General features: G+C 58.5%; 17 protein-coding genes. 11 read left to right on the top strand and 6 right to left on the bottom strand.

Translation table 11 applies throughout. From position 1 onward, the window contains the following. Window positions 1-31 precede the first annotated feature (31 nt). Together AK829_RS02650 and AK829_RS02645 are read right to left on the bottom strand one after the other, a co-directional pair. Complete coding sequence (locus AK829_RS02650; RefSeq protein WP_052204010.1) at window positions 32-325, bottom strand: DUF4193 domain-containing protein; 294 nt, start codon at window positions 323-325, stop codon at window positions 32-34. A gap of 127 nt (window positions 326-452) precedes the next feature. Further along, window positions 453-1,313, bottom strand: coding sequence for an inositol monophosphatase family protein (locus tag AK829_RS02645; protein WP_052204009.1), 861 nt, complete (start codon window positions 1,311-1,313; stop codon window positions 453-455). 55 nt (window positions 1,314-1,368) lie between these two features. Between AK829_RS02645 and ppgK the strand changes: the two genes are divergently transcribed. Together ppgK and AK829_RS02635 are read left to right on the top strand one after the other, a co-directional pair. Next, window positions 1,369-2,127 carry a polyphosphate--glucose phosphotransferase gene (gene ppgK, locus AK829_RS02640; protein ID WP_052204007.1) on the top strand — a complete coding sequence of 253 codons (759 nt, stop codon included), beginning with the start codon at window positions 1,369-1,371 and terminating at the stop codon, window positions 2,125-2,127. A gap of 112 nt (window positions 2,128-2,239) precedes the next feature. Next, complete coding sequence (locus AK829_RS02635) at window positions 2,240-3,757, top strand: RNA polymerase sigma factor (protein WP_083439720.1); 1,518 nt, start codon at window positions 2,240-2,242, stop codon at window positions 3,755-3,757. Window positions 3,758-3,867: 110 nt separating this feature from the next. On the opposite strand, the gene AK829_RS02630 is transcribed toward AK829_RS02635, so the two are convergent. From AK829_RS02630 to AK829_RS02620, 3 genes are all read right to left on the bottom strand, one after another. After that, window positions 3,868-4,461: a DUF4190 domain-containing protein gene (locus AK829_RS02630; RefSeq protein WP_052204004.1), complete on the bottom strand. Its 594-nt coding sequence runs from the start codon at window positions 4,459-4,461 to the stop codon at window positions 3,868-3,870. Between the two features lie 384 nt (window positions 4,462-4,845). Then, the gene (locus AK829_RS02625; protein ID WP_052206340.1) at window positions 4,846-6,552 is read right to left on the bottom strand and encodes a DEAD/DEAH box helicase; all 1,707 of its coding nucleotides are present in this window, start codon (window positions 6,550-6,552) and stop codon (window positions 4,846-4,848) included. Window positions 6,553-6,599: 47 nt separating this feature from the next. After that, the gene (locus AK829_RS02620) at window positions 6,600-6,857 is read right to left on the bottom strand and encodes a DUF3039 domain-containing protein (protein ID WP_371327056.1); all 258 of its coding nucleotides are present in this window, start codon (window positions 6,855-6,857) and stop codon (window positions 6,600-6,602) included. A 63-nt stretch (window positions 6,858-6,920) separates the two neighbouring features. On the opposite strand from AK829_RS02620, the gene AK829_RS02615 reads away from it, so the two are divergent. The 6 genes from AK829_RS02615 to galE all read left to right on the top strand — a co-directional run bounded on the left by AK829_RS02615 (window position 6,921) and on the right by galE (window position 12,455). Next, complete coding sequence (locus AK829_RS02615) at window positions 6,921-7,403, top strand: DUF3099 domain-containing protein (protein WP_083439719.1); 483 nt, start codon at window positions 6,921-6,923, stop codon at window positions 7,401-7,403. Window positions 7,404-7,442: 39 nt separating this feature from the next. Next, window positions 7,443-9,086 (top strand): DUF7782 domain-containing protein, encoded by a 1,644-nt coding sequence (locus tag AK829_RS02610; protein ID WP_232305772.1) that lies wholly within the window; start codon window positions 7,443-7,445, stop codon window positions 9,084-9,086. Next, the gene (dtd, locus tag AK829_RS02605) at window positions 9,007-9,441 is read left to right on the top strand and encodes a D-aminoacyl-tRNA deacylase (RefSeq protein WP_052204002.1); all 435 of its coding nucleotides are present in this window, start codon (window positions 9,007-9,009) and stop codon (window positions 9,439-9,441) included. Before AK829_RS02610 ends, dtd begins: the two co-directional genes overlap by 80 nt. Window positions 9,442-9,656: 215 nt before the next feature. Then, window positions 9,657-10,661: a sigma-70 family RNA polymerase sigma factor gene (locus AK829_RS02600; RefSeq protein WP_052204000.1), complete on the top strand. Its 1,005-nt coding sequence runs from the start codon at window positions 9,657-9,659 to the stop codon at window positions 10,659-10,661. Window positions 10,662-10,773: 112 nt separating this feature from the next. Next, a complete protein-coding gene (locus AK829_RS02595) occupies window positions 10,774-11,463 on the top strand; it encodes a metal-dependent transcriptional regulator (protein WP_052203998.1) in 690 nt (229 codons plus the stop codon). 11 nt (window positions 11,464-11,474) lie between these two features. Continuing rightward, the gene (galE, locus tag AK829_RS02590; RefSeq protein ID WP_052203996.1) at window positions 11,475-12,455 is read left to right on the top strand and encodes a UDP-glucose 4-epimerase GalE; all 981 of its coding nucleotides are present in this window, start codon (window positions 11,475-11,477) and stop codon (window positions 12,453-12,455) included. Window positions 12,456-12,471: 16 nt separating this feature from the next. On the opposite strand, the gene AK829_RS02585 is transcribed toward galE, so the two are convergent. Continuing rightward, entirely contained in the window at window positions 12,472-13,593 is a 1,122-nt protein-coding gene (locus AK829_RS02585; RefSeq protein ID WP_052203994.1) for a DUF4192 domain-containing protein, read from the bottom strand. A gap of 201 nt (window positions 13,594-13,794) precedes the next feature. On the opposite strand from AK829_RS02585, the gene AK829_RS02580 reads away from it, so the two are divergent. From AK829_RS02580 to AK829_RS02570, 3 genes are read left to right on the top strand one after another with little or no spacing between them, the layout of a single operon-like run. Beyond that, the gene (locus tag AK829_RS02580) at window positions 13,795-14,826 is read left to right on the top strand and encodes a PAC2 family protein (protein ID WP_052203992.1); all 1,032 of its coding nucleotides are present in this window, start codon (window positions 13,795-13,797) and stop codon (window positions 14,824-14,826) included. After that, window positions 14,823-17,366: a DEAD/DEAH box helicase gene (locus tag AK829_RS02575; protein WP_052203990.1), complete on the top strand. Its 2,544-nt coding sequence runs from the start codon at window positions 14,823-14,825 to the stop codon at window positions 17,364-17,366. The genes AK829_RS02580 and AK829_RS02575 overlap by 4 nt, the downstream gene beginning before the upstream one ends. Window positions 17,367-17,383: 17 nt before the next feature. Beyond that, window positions 17,384-18,631 (top strand): NAD(P)/FAD-dependent oxidoreductase, encoded by a 1,248-nt coding sequence (locus AK829_RS02570; protein ID WP_052203987.1) that lies wholly within the window; start codon window positions 17,384-17,386, stop codon window positions 18,629-18,631. The last annotated feature ends 5 nt before the right edge of the window (window positions 18,632-18,636 follow it).

The following is an 18,636-nucleotide window of genomic DNA, read 5'->3' as shown; positions in this document are numbered from 1 at the left end:
GGCCAGACCGCGTAATTAGCCGCAGTCAGTTCTATTCACAGTCCAGGCAGATCATGGCGCCGTTCGGCTCCTCGTATGCAAGGCGCTTGCGCTTTTGCACTAAGAAGCAGGACGAGCACGTGAACTCGTCATCCTGACGCGGCTTGACCTCAACGTTGAGCTCCTCACCGGAAATCTCCTGTGCGGGCAGTTCAAACGCTTCGACGATTTCACCGTCATCATCCATGCTGCTGCCAGCAACTTCCGCGGCTTTCAGGCCTTCGAGAGAGTCGGTCTCGATGTCGTCGTCCATCCGGCGGCGCGGCGCATCGTAGTCGGTAGCCATGGTGTGATTCCTCCAGCTGTGTTACGTGTTTACGGGCCTCCGAGAGGGCCCGGTATCAGCGGAATACTAAAACACACAAGCATTTCTGTCATCAAAGCTGGTAAATAGGGGTAACGGGGGTAATTTATTATCCCTCCATTGGTTGTGTAGCACCGCTGGATTCCAGGAGGTCTACAAAGCTATCCCACACACGCGGCGCAGCGGCAATCACCGGTGCCGCAATCGCCCCTTGATCCTCCAGGCCAGGGTGCTGGATTGTTGCTCCTGCTTCAGCCGCGATCACAGCTCCTGCAGCGTAGTCCCATGGATGTGTGCCGTGCTCGTAGTAGGCATCCACCCTCCCCTCTGCAAGATGGCATAGGTCCAATGCGGCGGAGCCGAAACGGCGAATGTCGCGCACGCGCGGCAAGATCCGCTGCAACAACACTGCCTGCTTTGCACGCCAAGCAGAGTCGTAGGCAAAGCCGGTAGCTACAAGCGAGGTCGCCGTGTCATCCGCACGGGAAGCTCGAAGCTGCACCGTCTCGCCCTCACGCTCAACCCACGCCCCTGCCCCGGCTGCTGCGAAGTAGCAATCGCCGTTGGCAACGTTTACTACGCATCCGGCGACAAACTGGCCGTTAATCGCCGCCCCCACTGACACGGCATAGGCAGGAAGGCCGTAGAGGAAGTTCACGGTGCCGTCGATAGGGTCGACGACCCAACTCACGCCCGTGCTTCCCGCAACGTTTGCACCTTCCTCACCAACAATCCCATCGTCTGGCCGAAGCTGCCGAAGCTGGCGCACAATCTGGGCTTCGGATGCCTTATCCACTGCCGTAACTGGGTCTACTGCGGAGGATTTGGTTGAGGTGACCTGCGCAATCGAGCCGTGGCGCGAAAGGAAGTCACGCTGGTGGGCCACGAGTGCGGCCGCCTCACGAGCAAGCTGCACACAGAGGTCTTTGAGTTCTTCGGGGCTTGGGGTCGTGCTCTGGGTCTTAGGCATGGCCCCATCGTGCCAGAGGTGCAAGCAGCGCCGCGGTGGCGATAGACTCGCCGGTATGACAACTTCCAACTTAGGCGTGGGTATTGACGTCGGCGGTTCCGGTATCAAAGGTGCAATTGTTGATTTGGATACGGGTGAGTTCGTATCTGAGCGCGTGAAAATTACCACCCCGAAACCGGCCACACCCAAGGCAGTTGGTGAAGTGGTTGCAGAGGTCGTGCGTCAGCTCGAGTGGGACGGCCCAGTTGGCGTTGCGTTGCCCAGCGTGATCAAAAATCAGGTCGCGGTGACTGCTGCCAATATCGATAAAGCGTGGATTGGTACCAATTGCCATGACCTTTTGGCCACACACTTGCCTGGCCGGGAGCTCTCCATTCTTAATGACGCAGATGCGGCCGGCCTTGCCGAAGTCGCTTTTGGCGAGGAGCAGGCCAAGCAAAACGGTGCCATCTTCCTCACGTTTGGCACTGGCATCGGCTCCGCATTTTTCGCGGACGGCAAGCTGTTTCCAAATACCGAATTGGGCCATCTGCTTATCGACGGAGTGGAGGCCGAACACCTCGCGTCCTCCGCAGTCAAAGACAACGAGGACCTGAGTTTCAAGGACTGGGCTAAACGCGTAGATACGGTACTGCACGAGTTTGACCGCCTGTTCAACCCGAGCGCGTTCATTGTTGGCGGGGGTATTTCCCGCAAGGCTGACAAGTGGGTGCCGCGTCTGACGGTGGATGTGCCGGTCATTCCGGCGAAGCTTCGCAACCGTGCAGGTATTGTGGGCGCCGCGATGGCGGCGTATGAACACGTCAAGCCATAACATGATTTGACGCTCTGCGCGGCGGGTCGGTGGAATATTATTTCTCGTCCGCTGTTACTATGGGCGTTCTGAATAGCGGGACCGTATTTGTTCAATAGGCGAAAGGGCGTACGTGGTAGCCAGGAAAGCTTCGGGCACTAATTCCGTCAATGACGCGGATGTGACTGCCTCCGGCGGCGACTCTGACAGCGCGGCTGGTAAGGCAGCAGCTAAGCCCGCCCGGAAAACTGCCAAGAAGACGGCGAAAAAGACGGCCAAGAAGACCGCGAAGAAAACCGCCAAAAAGGCTGTGAAGAAGACGGCGAAGAAGACCGCCAAGAAAACGGTCAAGAAGACTGCGAAGAAGGCAGTAAAGAAGACCACGCGTAAGGCGGCGGTAAAAGCTGCAGTTGATGAGGCACTTGAGTCAACTGATACCGAGCTGAACCTTGACAATGACGAGGTTGATGCGGAGGACGACGGCCGCGATATTGACTACGATCCTGATCTTCTTGATGAAGACGATGAGGATGACTTTGGCGAAGGTCTCGATGAAGACGACGTAGACGAAGACGACGTCGATGAAGATGATGTCGAACGCGATGAGGACGAAGAGGACGAAGAGGACGAGGAAGAAGGCTCGGGCGCCTCTGTCTGGGACATCGAGGAGTCCGCTGCGCTGCGCCAGGCGCGCAAGGACGCACAGCTGACCGCTTCCGCTGACTCTGTTCGCGCATACCTCAAGCAAATTGGCAAGGTTGCTCTGCTGGACGCTGAGCAGGAGGTGTCTCTGGCTAAGCGCATTGAGGCAGGTCTTTATGCCCAGTACCGCTTGGATGAGATGACCCGTGCGGCGGAAGAGGGAGATGCAGAGGCAAAGCTCACCCCCACCGTGAAGCGCGATCTGCGTGCTGTTGCTCGTGATGGACGCAAGGCAAAGAATCACCTCCTTGAGGCGAACCTTCGCCTGGTTGTGTCCCTTGCTAAGCGCTACACCGGCCGCGGTATGGCTTTCCTTGACTTGATCCAGGAAGGCAACCTGGGCTTGATTCGCGCTGTGGAGAAGTTCGACTACTCCAAGGGCTACAAGTTCTCCACCTACGCAACGTGGTGGATCCGCCAGGCCATTACCCGTGCCATGGCCGATCAGGCACGCACCATCCGTATTCCGGTGCACATGGTCGAGGTAATTAACAAGCTTGGCCGCATCCAGCGTGAACTGCTGCAGGATCTTGGCCGTGAACCGACGCCGCTTGAACTGGCGAAGGAAATGGACATCACCGAAGAAAAGGTCCTTGAGATCCAGCAGTATGCTCGTGAGCCGATCTCGCTTGACCAGACGATTGGTGATGAGGGCGATAGCCAGCTCGGTGACTTCATCGAGGACTCCGAGGCGGTTGTCGCGGTGGACGCGGTGTCCTTCACCCTGCTCCAGGATCAGCTGCAGGATGTGCTGCACACCCTGTCTGAGCGTGAAGCTGGAGTGGTTCGTCTGCGCTTCGGTCTTACCGACGGCATGCCGCGCACCCTCGACGAAATCGGCCAAGTCTACGGCGTTACTCGTGAGCGTATCCGCCAGATCGAGTCCAAGACGATGTCGAAGCTGCGCCACCCGTCGCGCTCCCAGGTGCTGCGCGACTACCTGGACTAAGGACTAAGTAGGACTGCACTGGCGCAAAGGAAAAGCCCGAGCAATTGCTCGGGCTTTAGCTTTGTCGCTTTAGTGCCTGCGAAACTGTGGCAGCTAGTTACTGCGTCAGGTTAGTTGCTCTCAAACTTTTCAAGCAGGCGCTCTTCAACACACTTCTCAAGTGCCGCAGGGTCATCCATGTACTGCTCACAGCCTTGCACTTGGTTCCAGATCCAAAAACCGAAAATAAGCAGCGCTGCGCCAAGCAGGAGCGAAATGATACCGGTGACAAGGCCACCAATGGCCATTCCCTTGCGGGTCTGCACCGGGTACCCGCCAGCAGCCGCCTGAATCTCCTTGGCCTTGCGCTGGCCCATCACGCCCAACACGATTGCGGCAATACCGCCAGGGACAGCAATCCACGGAAAGAGCAGGAGCAGTAGCAGGGAGACGATGCCAACGATCAACGCCGCAAGCGCGAGGTTGTTCACCGGTGCAGCGGCACCAGTGCTGTAAGCCGGCTGAGCGTACTGCTGGTTGTAGCCGTTGGCGTTGTATTGCTGGCCGTAAGCAGAGTCATAGTTCTGCTGCCCATAGCCACCCTCGCCGTAACCGCTTTCGCCGTAGCCGTTGGCGCCGTAGTTATTTTCACCGTAACTATTCTCGCCGTAGCTGGTGTAGCCCTCTGGATGGTTGAAGCCGTCATTGTTCGGGTTATTGGTCATGATTTTCCTCACTTACGTTAGAGATTTGTATGAAGAAACTGTACCAGCCAGAAATTACTAGCCGCAGAGGTAGCTGATTCGCACACCGAGATTGTGAACAGTGGATGAGGTCTTGTGGTGGCCGGTCGTGCTCGTTGGCGCTGGGCGGTCTGGTTTCAACAAATATGCAGGGGAAGATATGCAGGTCCCCAGGTCACGAGAATTTTTCATTAACGGCGTCTTATTGAAAAAACGCTCTGACCATTACTCCTGCATATCTTGTCCTGCATATCTGTGTTTCGACGCTGTCCGCCGGCCGCTTATTCTGGCGCCGCCCCCCATTCTGGCGGAAGGAGGGGCGCCGATGCCGTTCGGCGAAAATGCAGGGCTCCGATTCTGCGGAAACTACCAGCCGCGGAGGTAATTAATTCGCTCGCGGAGTTGTTCGGCGTTGCACAACGCCGTCGGCGGTCCCCCGCAGGCCTTACGGGCCTCGGTATGAATCGCACCGTGCGGTCGGCCGGTCTTGCCGGCAACAATGGCCACTCGGGCGTTGAGTTCCTTACGCAACTGCGGGATTTCGTCCGCAGCAACGCCAGCGGCGCTCTCCTCGCTCGCACCAGAATGCTCGGGCTCTGGCTGCTTGACGGGCTCGCCGTAGATTTTCGCCCGCTCAATCTCAGCACGCTCGGCAGCCTTGCGTGCCTTCTCCTCCGCCTCACGCGCGTCCAACTGATCGCTTTGGCGCTTGCGCAGCAGGGCTTTGACCTGCTCCGGGTCAAGCAGTCCCGGCAGTCCCAAGAAGTCTTGTTCCTCCGCGGAGCCGGCAAGGGTTGGGGTGCCGTACGTGGAGCCGTCGAAAATCAGCGAATCTAGCTCCGCCGAAGCACCGATGGCCTCGTAGTTGGACTCTTCGTCCGGTTCAGTTTGCGTCCGGTTCGCTTGTTCCAGAAGCTCATCGGACCACCCGGATTCGCGGTGTGGTTTGCCCAGAACATGGTCACGGGACACTTCCATCTCCTCGGCCAACTGCAACAGCACCGGCACGGAGGGCAAGAACACGGACGCGGACTCCCCCGGCAGGCGGGAGCGTACAAAACGGCCGATCGCCTGCGCGAAAAACAATGGCGTCGAGGCGGAGGTTGCGTAGACGCCTACCGCCAGGCGCGGCACGTCCACACCTTCAGACACCATGCGGACAGCCACCATCCATTCGTCGGTGGAGGCGGAGAATTCGTCGATACGCGCGGAAGCCCCCGGCTCATCTGACAAGACCACAGTGACTGGGGTGGAGCTGATCTTCTCCAAAATGCGAGCGTAGGCGCGCGCGGTGGTCTTGTTCGTAGCAATGACCAGGCCGCCAGCATCGGGCATGTTGACGCGCAGCTTCAACAAACGCGTGTGGGCCGCGCTCAGCACAGCCGCAATCCAGTCGCCCTTCGGATCCAGTGCCGTACGCCACGCCTTGGCGGTCTGCTCCGCATTCAACGGCTCACCGAGACGTGCCGAATACTCCTCCCCCGCGGAATCTTTCCACTGCGCCTCACCCGAATAGGCAAGGAAGACAACAGGGCGCACAACGCCGTCACGCAGCGCCTCGGCGTAGCCGTAGGTGTAGTCCGACTCGGAGATCAGGTGGCCTTCGCCGTCCTCGACATAGCGGACAAACGGGATCTGCGAGTCGTCGGAACGAAACGGCGTACCCGTCAGCGCCAAGCGGTGCTCAACATCGTTATAGGCCTCATACACACCATCGCCCCAGCTGCGGGCGTCACCGGCGTGGTGGATCTCATCCAAGATCACCATGGTCTTGCGCGCAGACGCCACCGCATGGTGCTTAAACGGGTGCATACCCACCTGGGCATAGGTCACCACAATGCCGTCATAGGACGCGTTGACGGCAGACGAGTTGGTGAAATTCGGATCCAGCGAAAGCCCAAAACGCTTCGCTGATTCCGCCCACTGGTGCTTCAGGTGCTCCGTTGGCACCACCACAATGATGCGCTGCACAGACTTCGCCTCATGGAGGCGAGACGCCAGCGTCAACGCAAAGGTGGTTTTACCCGCACCTGGGGTAGCCACAGCCAGAAAATCGCGTGGCATGGTGCGCATGAACTGGTCAAGCGCCTCCTGCTGCCACGCGCGCAGGTTGGAAGCGGTCACTTCCTGCGCAACCCCTTAAAAATCCGCTCGCAGTCCGGGCACACCGGGGACCCCGGCTTTGCCTGCTTTTTCACAGGGAAGGTCTCCCCGCAAAGTGCAACCACCATCTTGCCGGAGACAGCGGAATCAATGATCTGGTCCTTCTTTACGTAGTGGAAGAACTTTGGGGTTCCGTCGTCGGTGGTCGACGATGTGTCTTCTCGTATGTCTGTGCGCTCGAGCGTCTTCGTCGTCGTATTCACGCCAACCATCATGCCCCACGGACCCCACATTCGGACAACGGGCTGGGTGTAGCAATGCGTTAGAGTGAAAAGCCTATGGGCGCTACGGATAACCACTTCCACGATCAACAGCCGACGGTTGATGTGGATGTTGAGGATGTTGAGGCATCGTCGACAAAGCGGCGTGTGCGCAGGCGGCGTCGTGTGTTGATTACAGATGCGCAGCGTTCCCCTGAGCTCAATCGCCGTTCGCGCGAGAAGCAGTACATGGTTTTGCAGGGCATCCGTATGCCGTTACTGGCGCTGTCGATGGTTTCTGCGTTTGCGTGGAACAACTGGTGGCTCGCCTCGATCCTGTTTGTGGTTTCTATTCCCCTGCCGTGGTTGTCAGTGATGGTGGCTAATGGCCAGGGTGAGAAGCGTGATGCACGTCAGCGCAATGTGTATAAGCCTGCGGTGATTCGAGAAGAGCAACGCTTGGAGGCGGCGCGGCGCGCCGAGTTGGAAGCTGGTTCCTCGGGCAGTGATGACAGCACGGGGGCGCTCAGTATCATCGAGCACGAAGAAAAGCCTGAGTAGCTGCCCTCAGACAGATAACCGCGTAAAGGAACTTGTGTGGTGAATTCCCCTATCCCCAATGCTTCGTTATTGCGTGAGCTTGCAGATATTTTGTCAGCCGCCTCGTTTACCGCCGACGGCATCGCGGCGCATTTGGGCCCGGATGCTACGGATGCCCTGTACCGCGGTGAGCCGGGTGTGGTGTTGCACGCCACGCGCGGTGGTTCGCAGTTGGATCAGTTGATTAGGTTTTTCCTGTTGCGCCGCCCGTTTCCGCCAGAGCAGATAACGCAGATGCTTGGTCGTGAGCTTGGGCTTTTGCTTATCGACGCCACGTTGACCACCCCAACCCCCTCCGGTGAGGTCACCGTCGCTTTTGACATTCGTCCACATGTGATTGCGGGGCATGAGCGGCTGGTGGTGTCTGATTGTGATGCTTCGGTGACTGACGTTGTGCCCGGCCGTGATCACGTGTTGGGTGTGGGCGCCGCGTCGCTGTCACTGCTGTCTGCAACCCCCGTAACGCCGGTGGATCGAGTGTTGGACTTAGGTACTGGCTCTGGTGTTCAGGCGCTTGCGCAGGCTGGCGTTGCGCGCAAGGTGGTTGCTACTGACATTCACCAGCGCGCGCTGGACCTCGCCGAGGTGACCTTGGCCGCGAACAGGGTGGATAACGTCGAGCTGCGCCAAGGTGCGTGGTTTGCTCCTGTTGAAGGTGAACGGTTCGATCGCATCGTGGCAAACCCGCCGTTTGTAGTCGGGTTGCCTGAGGTTGGCCACGTATATCGGGATTCGGGTTTGTCCCTGGACGGCGCAACGGAACTTGTGGTCCGTGAGACTCCTGACCACCTGGCTGAAGATGGCACCGCATGCATCTTGGGCGCTTGGGTGCACACCGTTGATGAGTCGTGGCAGTCGCGCGTTGCGTCGTGGCTTCCATCGGAGGGCGTCAGTGCCTGGGTACTGCAGCGTGATGTGGTGGATCCGGGCATGTACGTGTCTACCTGGCTGAAAGATGAGTCGCTTGACCCACGCTCGCCCGAAGCCATCGAACGCACCCAAGCCTGGCTTGCCCATTTCGATGACAACAACGTTCACGCGATTGGGTTCGGTTGGGTATTTTTGCGAGACATTGGCGATCACCCCAGCGAAATCACCGCTGAGGAACTCAGCCATCCGTTTACCGATCCCCTAGGTCCTGAGGTTGAGGAGTATTTCCTCCGCGCCGCATGGCTGCGCGACAAAGATGCAGACGATGTACTGGATTCGAGGTTTCTGGTGCGTCCAGGTCTGGCGATTGAAGAGGTCTCGGCTGCAGATACGGACACCGGCATGGGCTTCACAGAAGAGGTAGTACGCGTCACCCGCACAGACGGCCCACGTTTCTCCCACGAAATCAACGCCGATCTGCGCACGGTGCTTGCCGGCCTACACCCGAATGGGTTAGTGCTACGAGATGTGGTGGGGATCTTCGCGTCATCACGCGGGATAGAGAGCGATCAGGACGTTACCGCGCTTGAACAAAGTGCCGTAGCCGCGATTACAGATTTGGTGCGCCACGGTGTGGTCATCCCCGCTGATATCACTGAAATCGACGATGGGATCAAAGAAGGAGCGAAGTCAAATGAAGGCAGTGCTAACGCGTGTGTCCAGCGCCTCTGTAACTGTGGACAGCGAGGTAGTTGGAGCAATCGACTGCCCTGAAACCGGAGGGATCCTCGCGCTTGTAGGCGTGGGCGTAAACGATGCAGAGGATGCGTGGGAAACAGTTGCACGCAAGATCGCTGAGCTGCGGATCCTTGACGGTGAGCGCAGCGTCACCGACGCTGCTGCCCCAGTGTTGTTGGTCAGCCAGTTCACGCTGATGGGACGCACCGCAAAGGGGCGTCGCCCATCATGGTCTGACGCAGCCCCAGGTGATGTTGCCAAACCCGTGATGGACAAGATTGCCACAGCGTTACGCGAAAGAAATATTCATGTTGAAGAGGGCATTTTCGGCGCTGACATGCAGGTTGCAAGCGTGAATCAGGGTCCGTTTACCGTCATTGTTGAGGCCTGATCCCGAAACGATAGACAACCCCTAAACCACGTGGTAAAAATCACATAACGCGTGATCGGATCCCATGTTCATTCCATTGGACACCGGTCAACCCATAAGCCAGACTGTACATATTCTGCACGGATGCTGTGTGTCTGGAACTGCGGGAACATTTTCGCCTTTGGCGGCGTTAGCAAGATGGACTCAAAAAATTAAAGGGATCGAGGAGGCAGCACTTGACTCAGCCGGATCATGCCCCGGATCACGCCAATGCCGCAGAAACCCAAGAGGTTGACCGTGGCAGCCGCAGGAACCAGACCAACGATAACCCGTCGGCAGATCTTGTCCGCGTTTACTTGAACGGCATCGGCAAGACCGCACTCCTCAACGCGGAAGAAGAAGTTGAGCTAGCCCAGCAGATTGAGGTTGGTCTTTACGCCCAGCACCTGTTGGATGACCCTGAGGTCAAACTCACCCGCGCTAAGAAGCGTGATCTGAAGATCCTGGCCAAACAGGGCCGCAAAGCACGCGCACACCTGCTTGAGGCAAACCTGCGCCTCGTTGTTTCCCTGGCCAAGCGTTATACCGGCCGAGGTATGCCGCTGCTTGATCTGATTCAGGAAGGCAACCTGGGCCTTATTCGCGCTATGGAGAAGTTTGACTACTCCAAGGGCTTTAAGTTCTCCACGTACGCAACCTGGTGGATCCGTCAGGCCATTACCCGGGGCATGGCTGATCAGTCCCGCACGATTCGCCTTCCAGTCCACTTGGTAGAGCAGGTAAACAAGCTTTCACGCATTCGTCGTGAGATGTACCAGTCCTTGGGCCGTGAACCGACGAATGAGGAGCTTTCGGAAGAATCTGGCATTCCGGAGTCCAAGATTGAGATGCTGCTGCGCCAGTCCCGTGACCCGGTGAGCCTTGACATGCCGGTTGGTGCGGATGAAGAGGCACCGCTGGGAGACTTCATCGAGGACGCCGAGGCAACCGACGCTGAGGATGCTGTGGTTTCCGCCTTGCGGCATGATGACATCCAGGACATCATCAATGGTCTTGAGCAGCGCGAGCAGGACGTTATCCGCCTGCGCTACGGCTTAACGGACGGTGTGCCGCGCACACTTGATCAGATTGGCCGCCAGTACGGGTTGTCGCGGGAACGTGTCCGCCAGATTGAGCGTGAGGTTATGGCGAAGCTACGCGTGGGTGAGCGCGCAGATCGCCTGCGTGATTACGCTCTGTAGCTGTGCATGGGCCCGTCGATAGTCCGATGGGTCCTTTCATATGTGCCGAGCGTTTGGCTGATTGGCTAAAGTATTTTCGTATCTACTGCGTTTGTTTTGAGAGGCAAAGATTATGCGTGATCTCGTAGACACCACGGAAATGTATCTGCGTACCGTGTACGAGCTTGAAGAGGAGGGCATCACTCCCCTGCGTGCGCGCATCGCTGAGCGCCTGGAGCAATCCGGGCCGACGGTGTCTCAGACCGTTGCCCGCATGGAGCGAGACGGACTCATTGTGGTTGAGCGGGACCGCTCCCTATCGCTCACGCCTGAAGGGCGGAAGCTTGCCACCGCTGTGATGCGCAAGCACCGTCTCGCAGAGCGCCTGCTGACCGACGTGCTTGGCTTGGACATTGCCAAGGTGCACGACGAGGCGTGTCGCTGGGAGCACGTCATGAGTGATGAGGTTGAACGTCGCGTCGTTGCGGTGCTGGAGGACCCCACTCGCTCACCGTTTGGCAACCCGATTCCGTCCCTGGAAGATGTTGGCGCAGCCTCCACAACTGATGCCCAGAACGGGACCCGCGCAGTTGACCTACGTCTGGATGAACCGGCAACCGTCAAGGTTGTCCAGATCAGCGAGATCCTGCAGCAAGGCACTGAGGTGCAAAACCCAGTGATCTCCCTTGGGGCTCTCGTTGGGCAGACGGTGACGCTTACCCCGTTGGAAAACGGTGGCGTAACGCTGACTACCCAAGATGATGAGACTGTAGAGCTCGCACCTGAATTCGCCCACGCACTACGCGTAGAGCTGACCAAGTAGGAGAACCCCCTTTGAAACTGGTAGTAACCGGCGGCGCCGGCTATGTCGGCAGCGTTTGTACCGCAACTTTGCTTGAAGCGGGCCATGACGTTGTGGTTGTAGATGACCTGAGTACAGGCAACCGTGACGCGGTGCCCGCCGGCGCAACGTTTGTAGAGGGCCGTATCGAAGACGTCATTGATCACGTGCTTAGTGCTGGTGATGTTGACGGCGTGCTGCATTTTGCGGCCCGCTCCCTTGTAGGTGAGTCCATGACGGAACCTGCAACCTACTGGCACGACAACCTTGGCGTCTCTCTCCAGCTGCTGGATTCCATGCGCACCCATGGGGTGAACTCGCTGGTCTTCTCCTCCACCGCGGCAACCTACGGCGAGCCGGAGGAAGTGCCGATTGTAGAGACTGCGCCAACGCGCCCGACTAACCCTTACGGTGCAACCAAGCTGTCCATTGATTACGCCATTACCTCTTACTGCCAGGCGTACGGGATGGCGGCAACCAGCCTGCGCTACTTCAACGTGGCAGGCGCCTACGGCTCAATCGGTGAAAACCACAAGACTGAAACGCACCTGATTCCGCTTGTGCTCCAAGTGGCAATGGGTTACCGCGACAAGATCATGGTTTTTGGCGATGACTGGCCGACCAAGGACGGCACCTGTGTGCGCGACTACATCCACATCCGAGATCTAGCGGATGCGCACCTGCTTGCGCTGGAGGCTAACACGGCTGGCGAGCACAAGATTTACAACCTTGGCTCCGGCGATGGCTACTCGGTGCTTGAGGTTATAGAGGCCTGCCGGGAAGCCACCGGGCATGAGATCCCAGCGGAGGTTGCGCCCCGCCGCGCTGGTGATCCTGCGGTGCTGATTGCGTCCTCGGAGAAGATCCAGGCGGAGCTCGGGTGGAACCCCACCCGTACGGAGCTTGGCCGGATCGTGCGTGACGCATGGGCGTTTACCCAGGAGTTGGGTGACGCCTCCCATAGCGCACGCTGATCCTCGTGCACTTGCCTTAGTATTCACGGGTTTCAGGCTCTAGGTCTGCCAGTTCTTCCCACATCTCATCGCAGCCAAGTGCTGCGGTTTCCAGCATGTTTTCGTGTTGCCCGGCGCGCAGGAGCTGTTTGAGGATGTAGGACAGCGAGTGATTGGGCAGTGCGTCTTCGGCGCTTTCAAGGGCTGCAGTTGCCCAGTTTGAGAGCTTGAGTTTCACGGCAATGACGGCCCAGATACTCAGTGCGTTCGCTCGGATGGCGCCGCTGTAGGCGCGGGCGATGGTGAGCATTGCTACTCCGGTTTCCAGCGGGTGTTCGAGTGCGACATTGAAAAGGCAATCGCGCAGTTTGGATTTGGTCAGCGTTGTAGCGATGAGTTCGGCGTTTTCTGTGGTGCCGAAGACCTCCTCGATTGTTTGGCGGCAGGTTTGACCGATGAGTGGCTGCGGGGTTACGTCTTTGAGGATTTCGCAGGCTCGCTCCATTTCGGTGCGGACTTTCTCTGGGTAGAGAGCGATGTGGGCGACAAGGCGTGCACCGCGGCGTCGCAATTGTGTGCATTGTGCACTTGTGGCTTCCCACTGCCCTGCTTCGGGTTCGAAGTATGCGCGGGTGTCTTCCCTGTCTAGTTCGGGAAGTGCGCCTTGTGCGATGAGTGCTTGCATGGTGGGTTGCGCCATGACGGAGCCAACAGTGCCTGATACCCAGCTGTCGGGTACTCCTGCACGGATGAGCTGGTCCATGGGTGGTCCGAAGATGAGGCTGTATGGGGTGTAGTTGGCTATTTCGGAGGCGTGCCAGCAGGCGTCGACAAGCGGGAGCCCACTTGGGTCTGTGAGTTCGAGCAGGGTGTTGATGGCTGCGCGGGCTGTTTTTGAGTTGGGGATGCGGGTGACCAGGATGGCGAAGTGGCCGACGGCTTCCATGATGTCTTCGGCTGGCACGCTGTCAAGTACGTCTTGGAGACGGTCGGCCAGGCTCAGGTCGACGCGGAAGACGGGTCCGTACAATGCCTCGCTGCTTCCTGGCTCGGCGTAGGCGGTAACGATGATGACGGACTCTTGGGGGTAGTAGCCCAAGACTCCGGGGATTGAGGCGATGAAGTTGCCTGGGTGGGTAATTGCGGTATCTGAATTCATAAAGTGTGTCATGCATATTCAGACCGCGTGTTGATAGCTTTGGTTCCCCACGGCTGCAAGATTTTTCCTTACCTCCGTTGCACCTTGGTGCCAGTGCTGGCGTTATGCGGTCACTGGGCAGCCGAGTGTGTTGGAATGGAGGCAATGCCCATGGCGTTGTAGGGAGCAGTTGTTAGGCAGCGATTGTGAAGGAGGCTGACCATGTCGGATGAACGCCGCATGTATGAACTTGAGTATCCCGCGCCCGCTGTCGGCGGGGATAGCCCGGCGGGGCCTACCCTGATCGTTGCTCTGCAGGGCTATGCGGATGCTGGCCACGCGGTGGAGAGCTCGGCTGATCACATTAAGGCTGCGCTGGAGTCGCGTACCGTTGCCACATTTAATAATGATGAGCTGATTGATTACCGTTCGCGCCGCCCGCTGGTGACGTTGCGCCACCATGAGATCGCTAACGTGGAGCCGCTGGAGTTGGATATGCGTGTGGTCAAAGACAACGCTGGCACACCGTTTTTGCTGTTGTCTGGGCCAGAGCCGGATCTTCGTTGGCAGGCGTTTTCGGAGGCTGTGGCGGATTTGGCGGAGCGATTCGATGTTTCGGAGACCATCTGCTTGTATTCCGCACCTATGGCTACGCCGCATACTCGTCCGCTTGTAGTTTCGGCGCATGGTAATGACCGGGATTTGGTTGGTTCCATGTTTACGTTTGATGGCATGGTAACTGTGCCTGGGGCTGCGGCGATCATGATTGAGCGTGAGCTGCATAAGCGTGGCCGCAAGGTTGCTGGTTTTACGGCGCACGTGCCGCATTATGTAGCCGCCTCCCCGTATCCGCATGCCATGTACCAGCTGCTGCAGTCTTTGGAGGATTCGGTGAATCTGAAGCTGCCGCTGCGCTCCATTGAGCGGGATATGGCAAAAGTGTCGCGTCAGCTGGCGGAGCAGACGGCGCAGTCGGATGAGATTGCGCATGTGGTGCAGGCGTTGGAGAAGAACTATGACTCTGAGATGGCTGATTACCGTGAGCGTAATCCGCAGGCGATGATGCCTGGTGAGGCGGAGCTGCCCACGGGTGAGGAGATTTCTGAGGCGTTTGAGAATTTCCTTGCTGCGATTGAGGATAGGGACAGGGCCAGGGAGCTTCCGCTTGACGACGTTGCGTGGAACCCCACCAACGAAACCAGCACCGACGAAACCAGTACCGACGAGACGCCGACGGAGGATAGTGACGAGTGACGCTGGCTGATTACCTGACGGACCTGGAGGATGTGCCCGAGTCTTTATTTGAAGACGCGGTCTGGGATTCGTTTACCCGTTGGACCCAATCACGTGGCATCTCGCTCTACCCGGCGCAGGAGGAAGCGTCTGTTGCGCTTCTAGCGGGCGATAACGTTATTTTGGCTACCCCTACGGGGTCGGGTAAATCCATGGTGGCCAACGCGGCGCATTTCATTGCGATGGCGCGTGGCCAGCGCTCGTTTTACACCGCGCCGATCAAGGCGTTGGTGAGTGAAAAGTTCTTCGCTCTGTGCGAGATCTTCGGCCCGGAGAATGTGGGCATGATGACGGGCGATGCCACGGTAAACGGCAACGCCCCAATCATCGCTGCCACCGCGGAGATCGTTGCCAACATCGCGTTGCGCGAGGGCGCTAACGCGCGCATTGATCAGGTGGTGATGGATGAGTTCCACTACTACTCCGAGCCCGACCGTGGCTGGGCGTGGCAGGTGCCGCTGCTTGAGCTGCCGAAGGCGCAGTTCCTGCTCATGTCTGCAACCTTGGGCGATACGCAATGGCTGCAGGATGATCTCACGGAGCGCACTGGGCGAACGACCAGCTATGTAGGTGGGTCCGAGCGCCCTGTGCCGCTGGATTTCCACTACGTGTTTACCCCGGTGCACGAGACTATCGAAGAGCTGATGGCCGACGGCAAGGCGCCGATTTACATCGTGCATTTCTCTCAGCGTGAGGCCACCGAGCGTGCCCAAGCACTGACCAGTATGACGTTTGTGACTGCTGAGGAAAAGGCGCGTATTGCGGAAGAGATTGGGGATTTCCGCTTCAGTACCACGTTTGGCAAGACGCTATCCAAGCTTGTGCGCCGCGGCATTGGTATCCACCATGCAGGCATGCTGCCGAAGTACCGTCGTTTGGTGGAGCGCCTGTCGCAGACTGGACTACTGAAGGTTATTTGCGGCACTGACACACTTGGCGTGGGTATCAACGTGCCTATCCGTACCGTGTTGATGACGGGCCTGGCCAAGTATGACGGCACCCGCAGCCGGATCTTGAAGTCTCGCGAGTTCCACCAGATCGCTGGCCGCGCAGGACGTGCGGGCTATGACACGGAGGGCACCGTGGTTGTGGAGGCCCCGGAGCACGAGATTGAAAACGTCAAGCTTCGCCGAAAAGCTGGCGATGACCCGAAGAAACTGAAGAAGCTTCGCAAGAAGGCTCCGCGTGATGGTGAGGTGTCTTGGTCTGAGAAGACGTTCCAGCGTTTAACCACTGCTGAGCCGGAGGAGTTGACCAGCCAGTTCCAGGTGTCTAACTCAATGTTGCTGAATGTGGTTGCGCGCCCCGGTAATGGCTATGAGCACATGCGGCATTTGATCCGCACCAACCATGACACCCGTGCCAAGCAAAACCGTGACGTGTTGGCGGCAGTTGACCTCTTCCGTGGTCTGATCGCCGCTGGTGTAGTTGAGCGCACCCCGGATTCGCCTGCGTTCCGTCCCTACACGCTTACACAGGAGCTGGATCGAGACTTTGCGCTAAACCAGCCGCTCTCCCCATTTGCGCTGGCGTTTCTTTCCCTGCTAGATCCGGAATCCGAGACCTACACGCTCGATGTCATCTCCACGTTTGAGGCGATTTTGGACGACCCTCGCCAGCTTCTGCAGGCCCAGCAGAACAACGAGCGTTCTGAGGAAATCGCAGCGCTGAAAGCGGAGGGGGTAGATTACACCGAGCGGATGGCGATTATTGAGGACGTCACCTACCCCAAGCCCTTGGAAGAGGAACTGGAAGAAGCGTTTTCCACCTTCTGTGAGGGCAACCCGTGGGCGAAAGAGTTTGAGCCCTCACCGAAGTCGGTGGTGCGCGACATGATTGAGCACGCCATGACATTTTCAGACCTCATTGCTACCTACGGGCTGGCCCGTTCTGAAGGTGTCGTGCTGCGCTACCTTACGGATGCTTGGCGTACCCTTTCCCACTCCATCCCGGATGCCTACATGAACGATGAGCTCGAAGACATCACGGTGTGGCTGGGTGAAATGATCCGCCAGGTGGACTCCTCTTTGATTGATGAGTGGGCGCACATGGCTGATGAGGACTCCCCCATCTCGCGCGAGGCGCTTGACCGTGAGCTGGCGTTCGGCGTGGAAGATCCCAATGCGCTGACTGCAAACCGTCGCGCGTTTACCATCATGGTGCGCAACTTCTTCTTCCGTCTCACGGAGCTATTTGCCTACGAGAAGGAAGACCAGCTTGCCACCATGCTGGATTATCTCGACCCAGCGGATAGCGTTGACTGGCCCGCGGCGATGGATGATTACTTCGACGAGTACGACGATTTGGATCTTGGCGCTGACGCCCGCGGCCCGGACTATTTCCGCCTGGGAGATACCACAACGCGTACGTGGCGCGTCACCCAGATCATCAAAGATCCTGAGGGCGACAACGCGTTTCAGCTGCACGGCGTGGTGGATTTGGACGCTTCCGATGAGGCCGGAGAAGTTCGCCTCCAATCTCTAGAAATGAAGCAGGTCTAACCTGTAGATTCTGCCGTATGACTACGGCATTGGTTATCGGCGCCGGCATGACCGGCCTTGCCACGGCGTGGCACTTGCAAGAGTATGGCTATGAGGTTGAGGTTGTTGATCGTGTCGGCGTAGCCGGCGGTGCCTCTTGGGGCAACGCGGGCTGGCTGGCGCCAGGCAAGACCATTCCCCTCTCACACCCAAGTTTGTGGCGCTACGGCCCCACCGCACTGTTTGATAAGCACGCGGCACTCGATGTGCCGGTGCGTGTAGACGCCAAGCTGTGGGCGTTCGTCGCCCAGTTCATGGCGCATGCCACCCCACGCGCATGGGATACCACCATGGCGGGACTGACCCAGGCAGACCTGGCGGCGTTGGCTGCCTTTGATGAGCTTGAAGCCGGTGGTGTGAAAGCTACCAGCCACCCCGCCCCGTTCATTGTCGGGTTTGGTAATGAGAAGGACGCAAAGGGCTTCCTCGGCGAGGTCGAGGGCGCTATCCGCCACGGCCAGGACATCCCGTTTGAAAAGATTTCGCTTGAGCGTGCACGCGAGTTCGCGCCTATGCTCACCGAGAAGGTCGGGGCCATCTACAAGCTGGATGGTCAGCGCTACATTGAGCCCGGCCCGTACTGTGAGGCGATCGCTGCTTCTATTGAGGAGCGCGGCGGCACGATCACCACTGGTGTAGAGGTTGTGGAGGTCCGTTCCACCCGCAAGCCTGCGGTCAAACTTTCTACGGGCGAATGGCTCAACCCGGATGTTGTAGTTGTTGCTACCGGCGCGTGGCTGCCAAAACTGTCACGTCAGCTAGGCGTAACCACGATGGTGCAGGCTGGCCGCGGATACTCCTTCAGCGTGGAAACGGACAAGCCGGCAACGTGCCCGGTGTACCTGCCGGAGCAGAAGGTTGCGTGTACCCCCTACGAGGGCCGTTTCCGCGTGGCGGGCACCATGGAGTTCCGCGGACCGGACGAGCCGTTCCAGCCGGGGCGTATTGATTCGATCATCCACACCACCAAGCCCATGTTCCAGGGCGTGGATTGGGACAGCCGCCAGGATGAGTGGGTGGGCTCACGCCCAGTCACCCCTGATGGTTTGCCGCTGGTTGGTCAAACGAAGGTGCCCAACGTGTATGTCAACGGCGGCCACGGTATGTGGGGCATTGTTTTGGGGCCGGTCTCCGGCAAGCTGCTTGCTCAGCAGATTGCTACTGGAAAGACCGACCCCATCTTGGACCCGTTTGACCCGCTGCGCGGGCACTGGGTTGGAATCTAGCGGGT

Source organism: Corynebacterium riegelii, from assembly GCF_001263755.1.
Lineage (GTDB): Bacteria > Actinomycetota > Actinomycetes > Mycobacteriales > Mycobacteriaceae > Corynebacterium > Corynebacterium riegelii.
The sequence above is the reverse complement of the archived record's forward strand: the minus strand, read 5'-3'. Positions and strand labels throughout refer to the sequence as shown.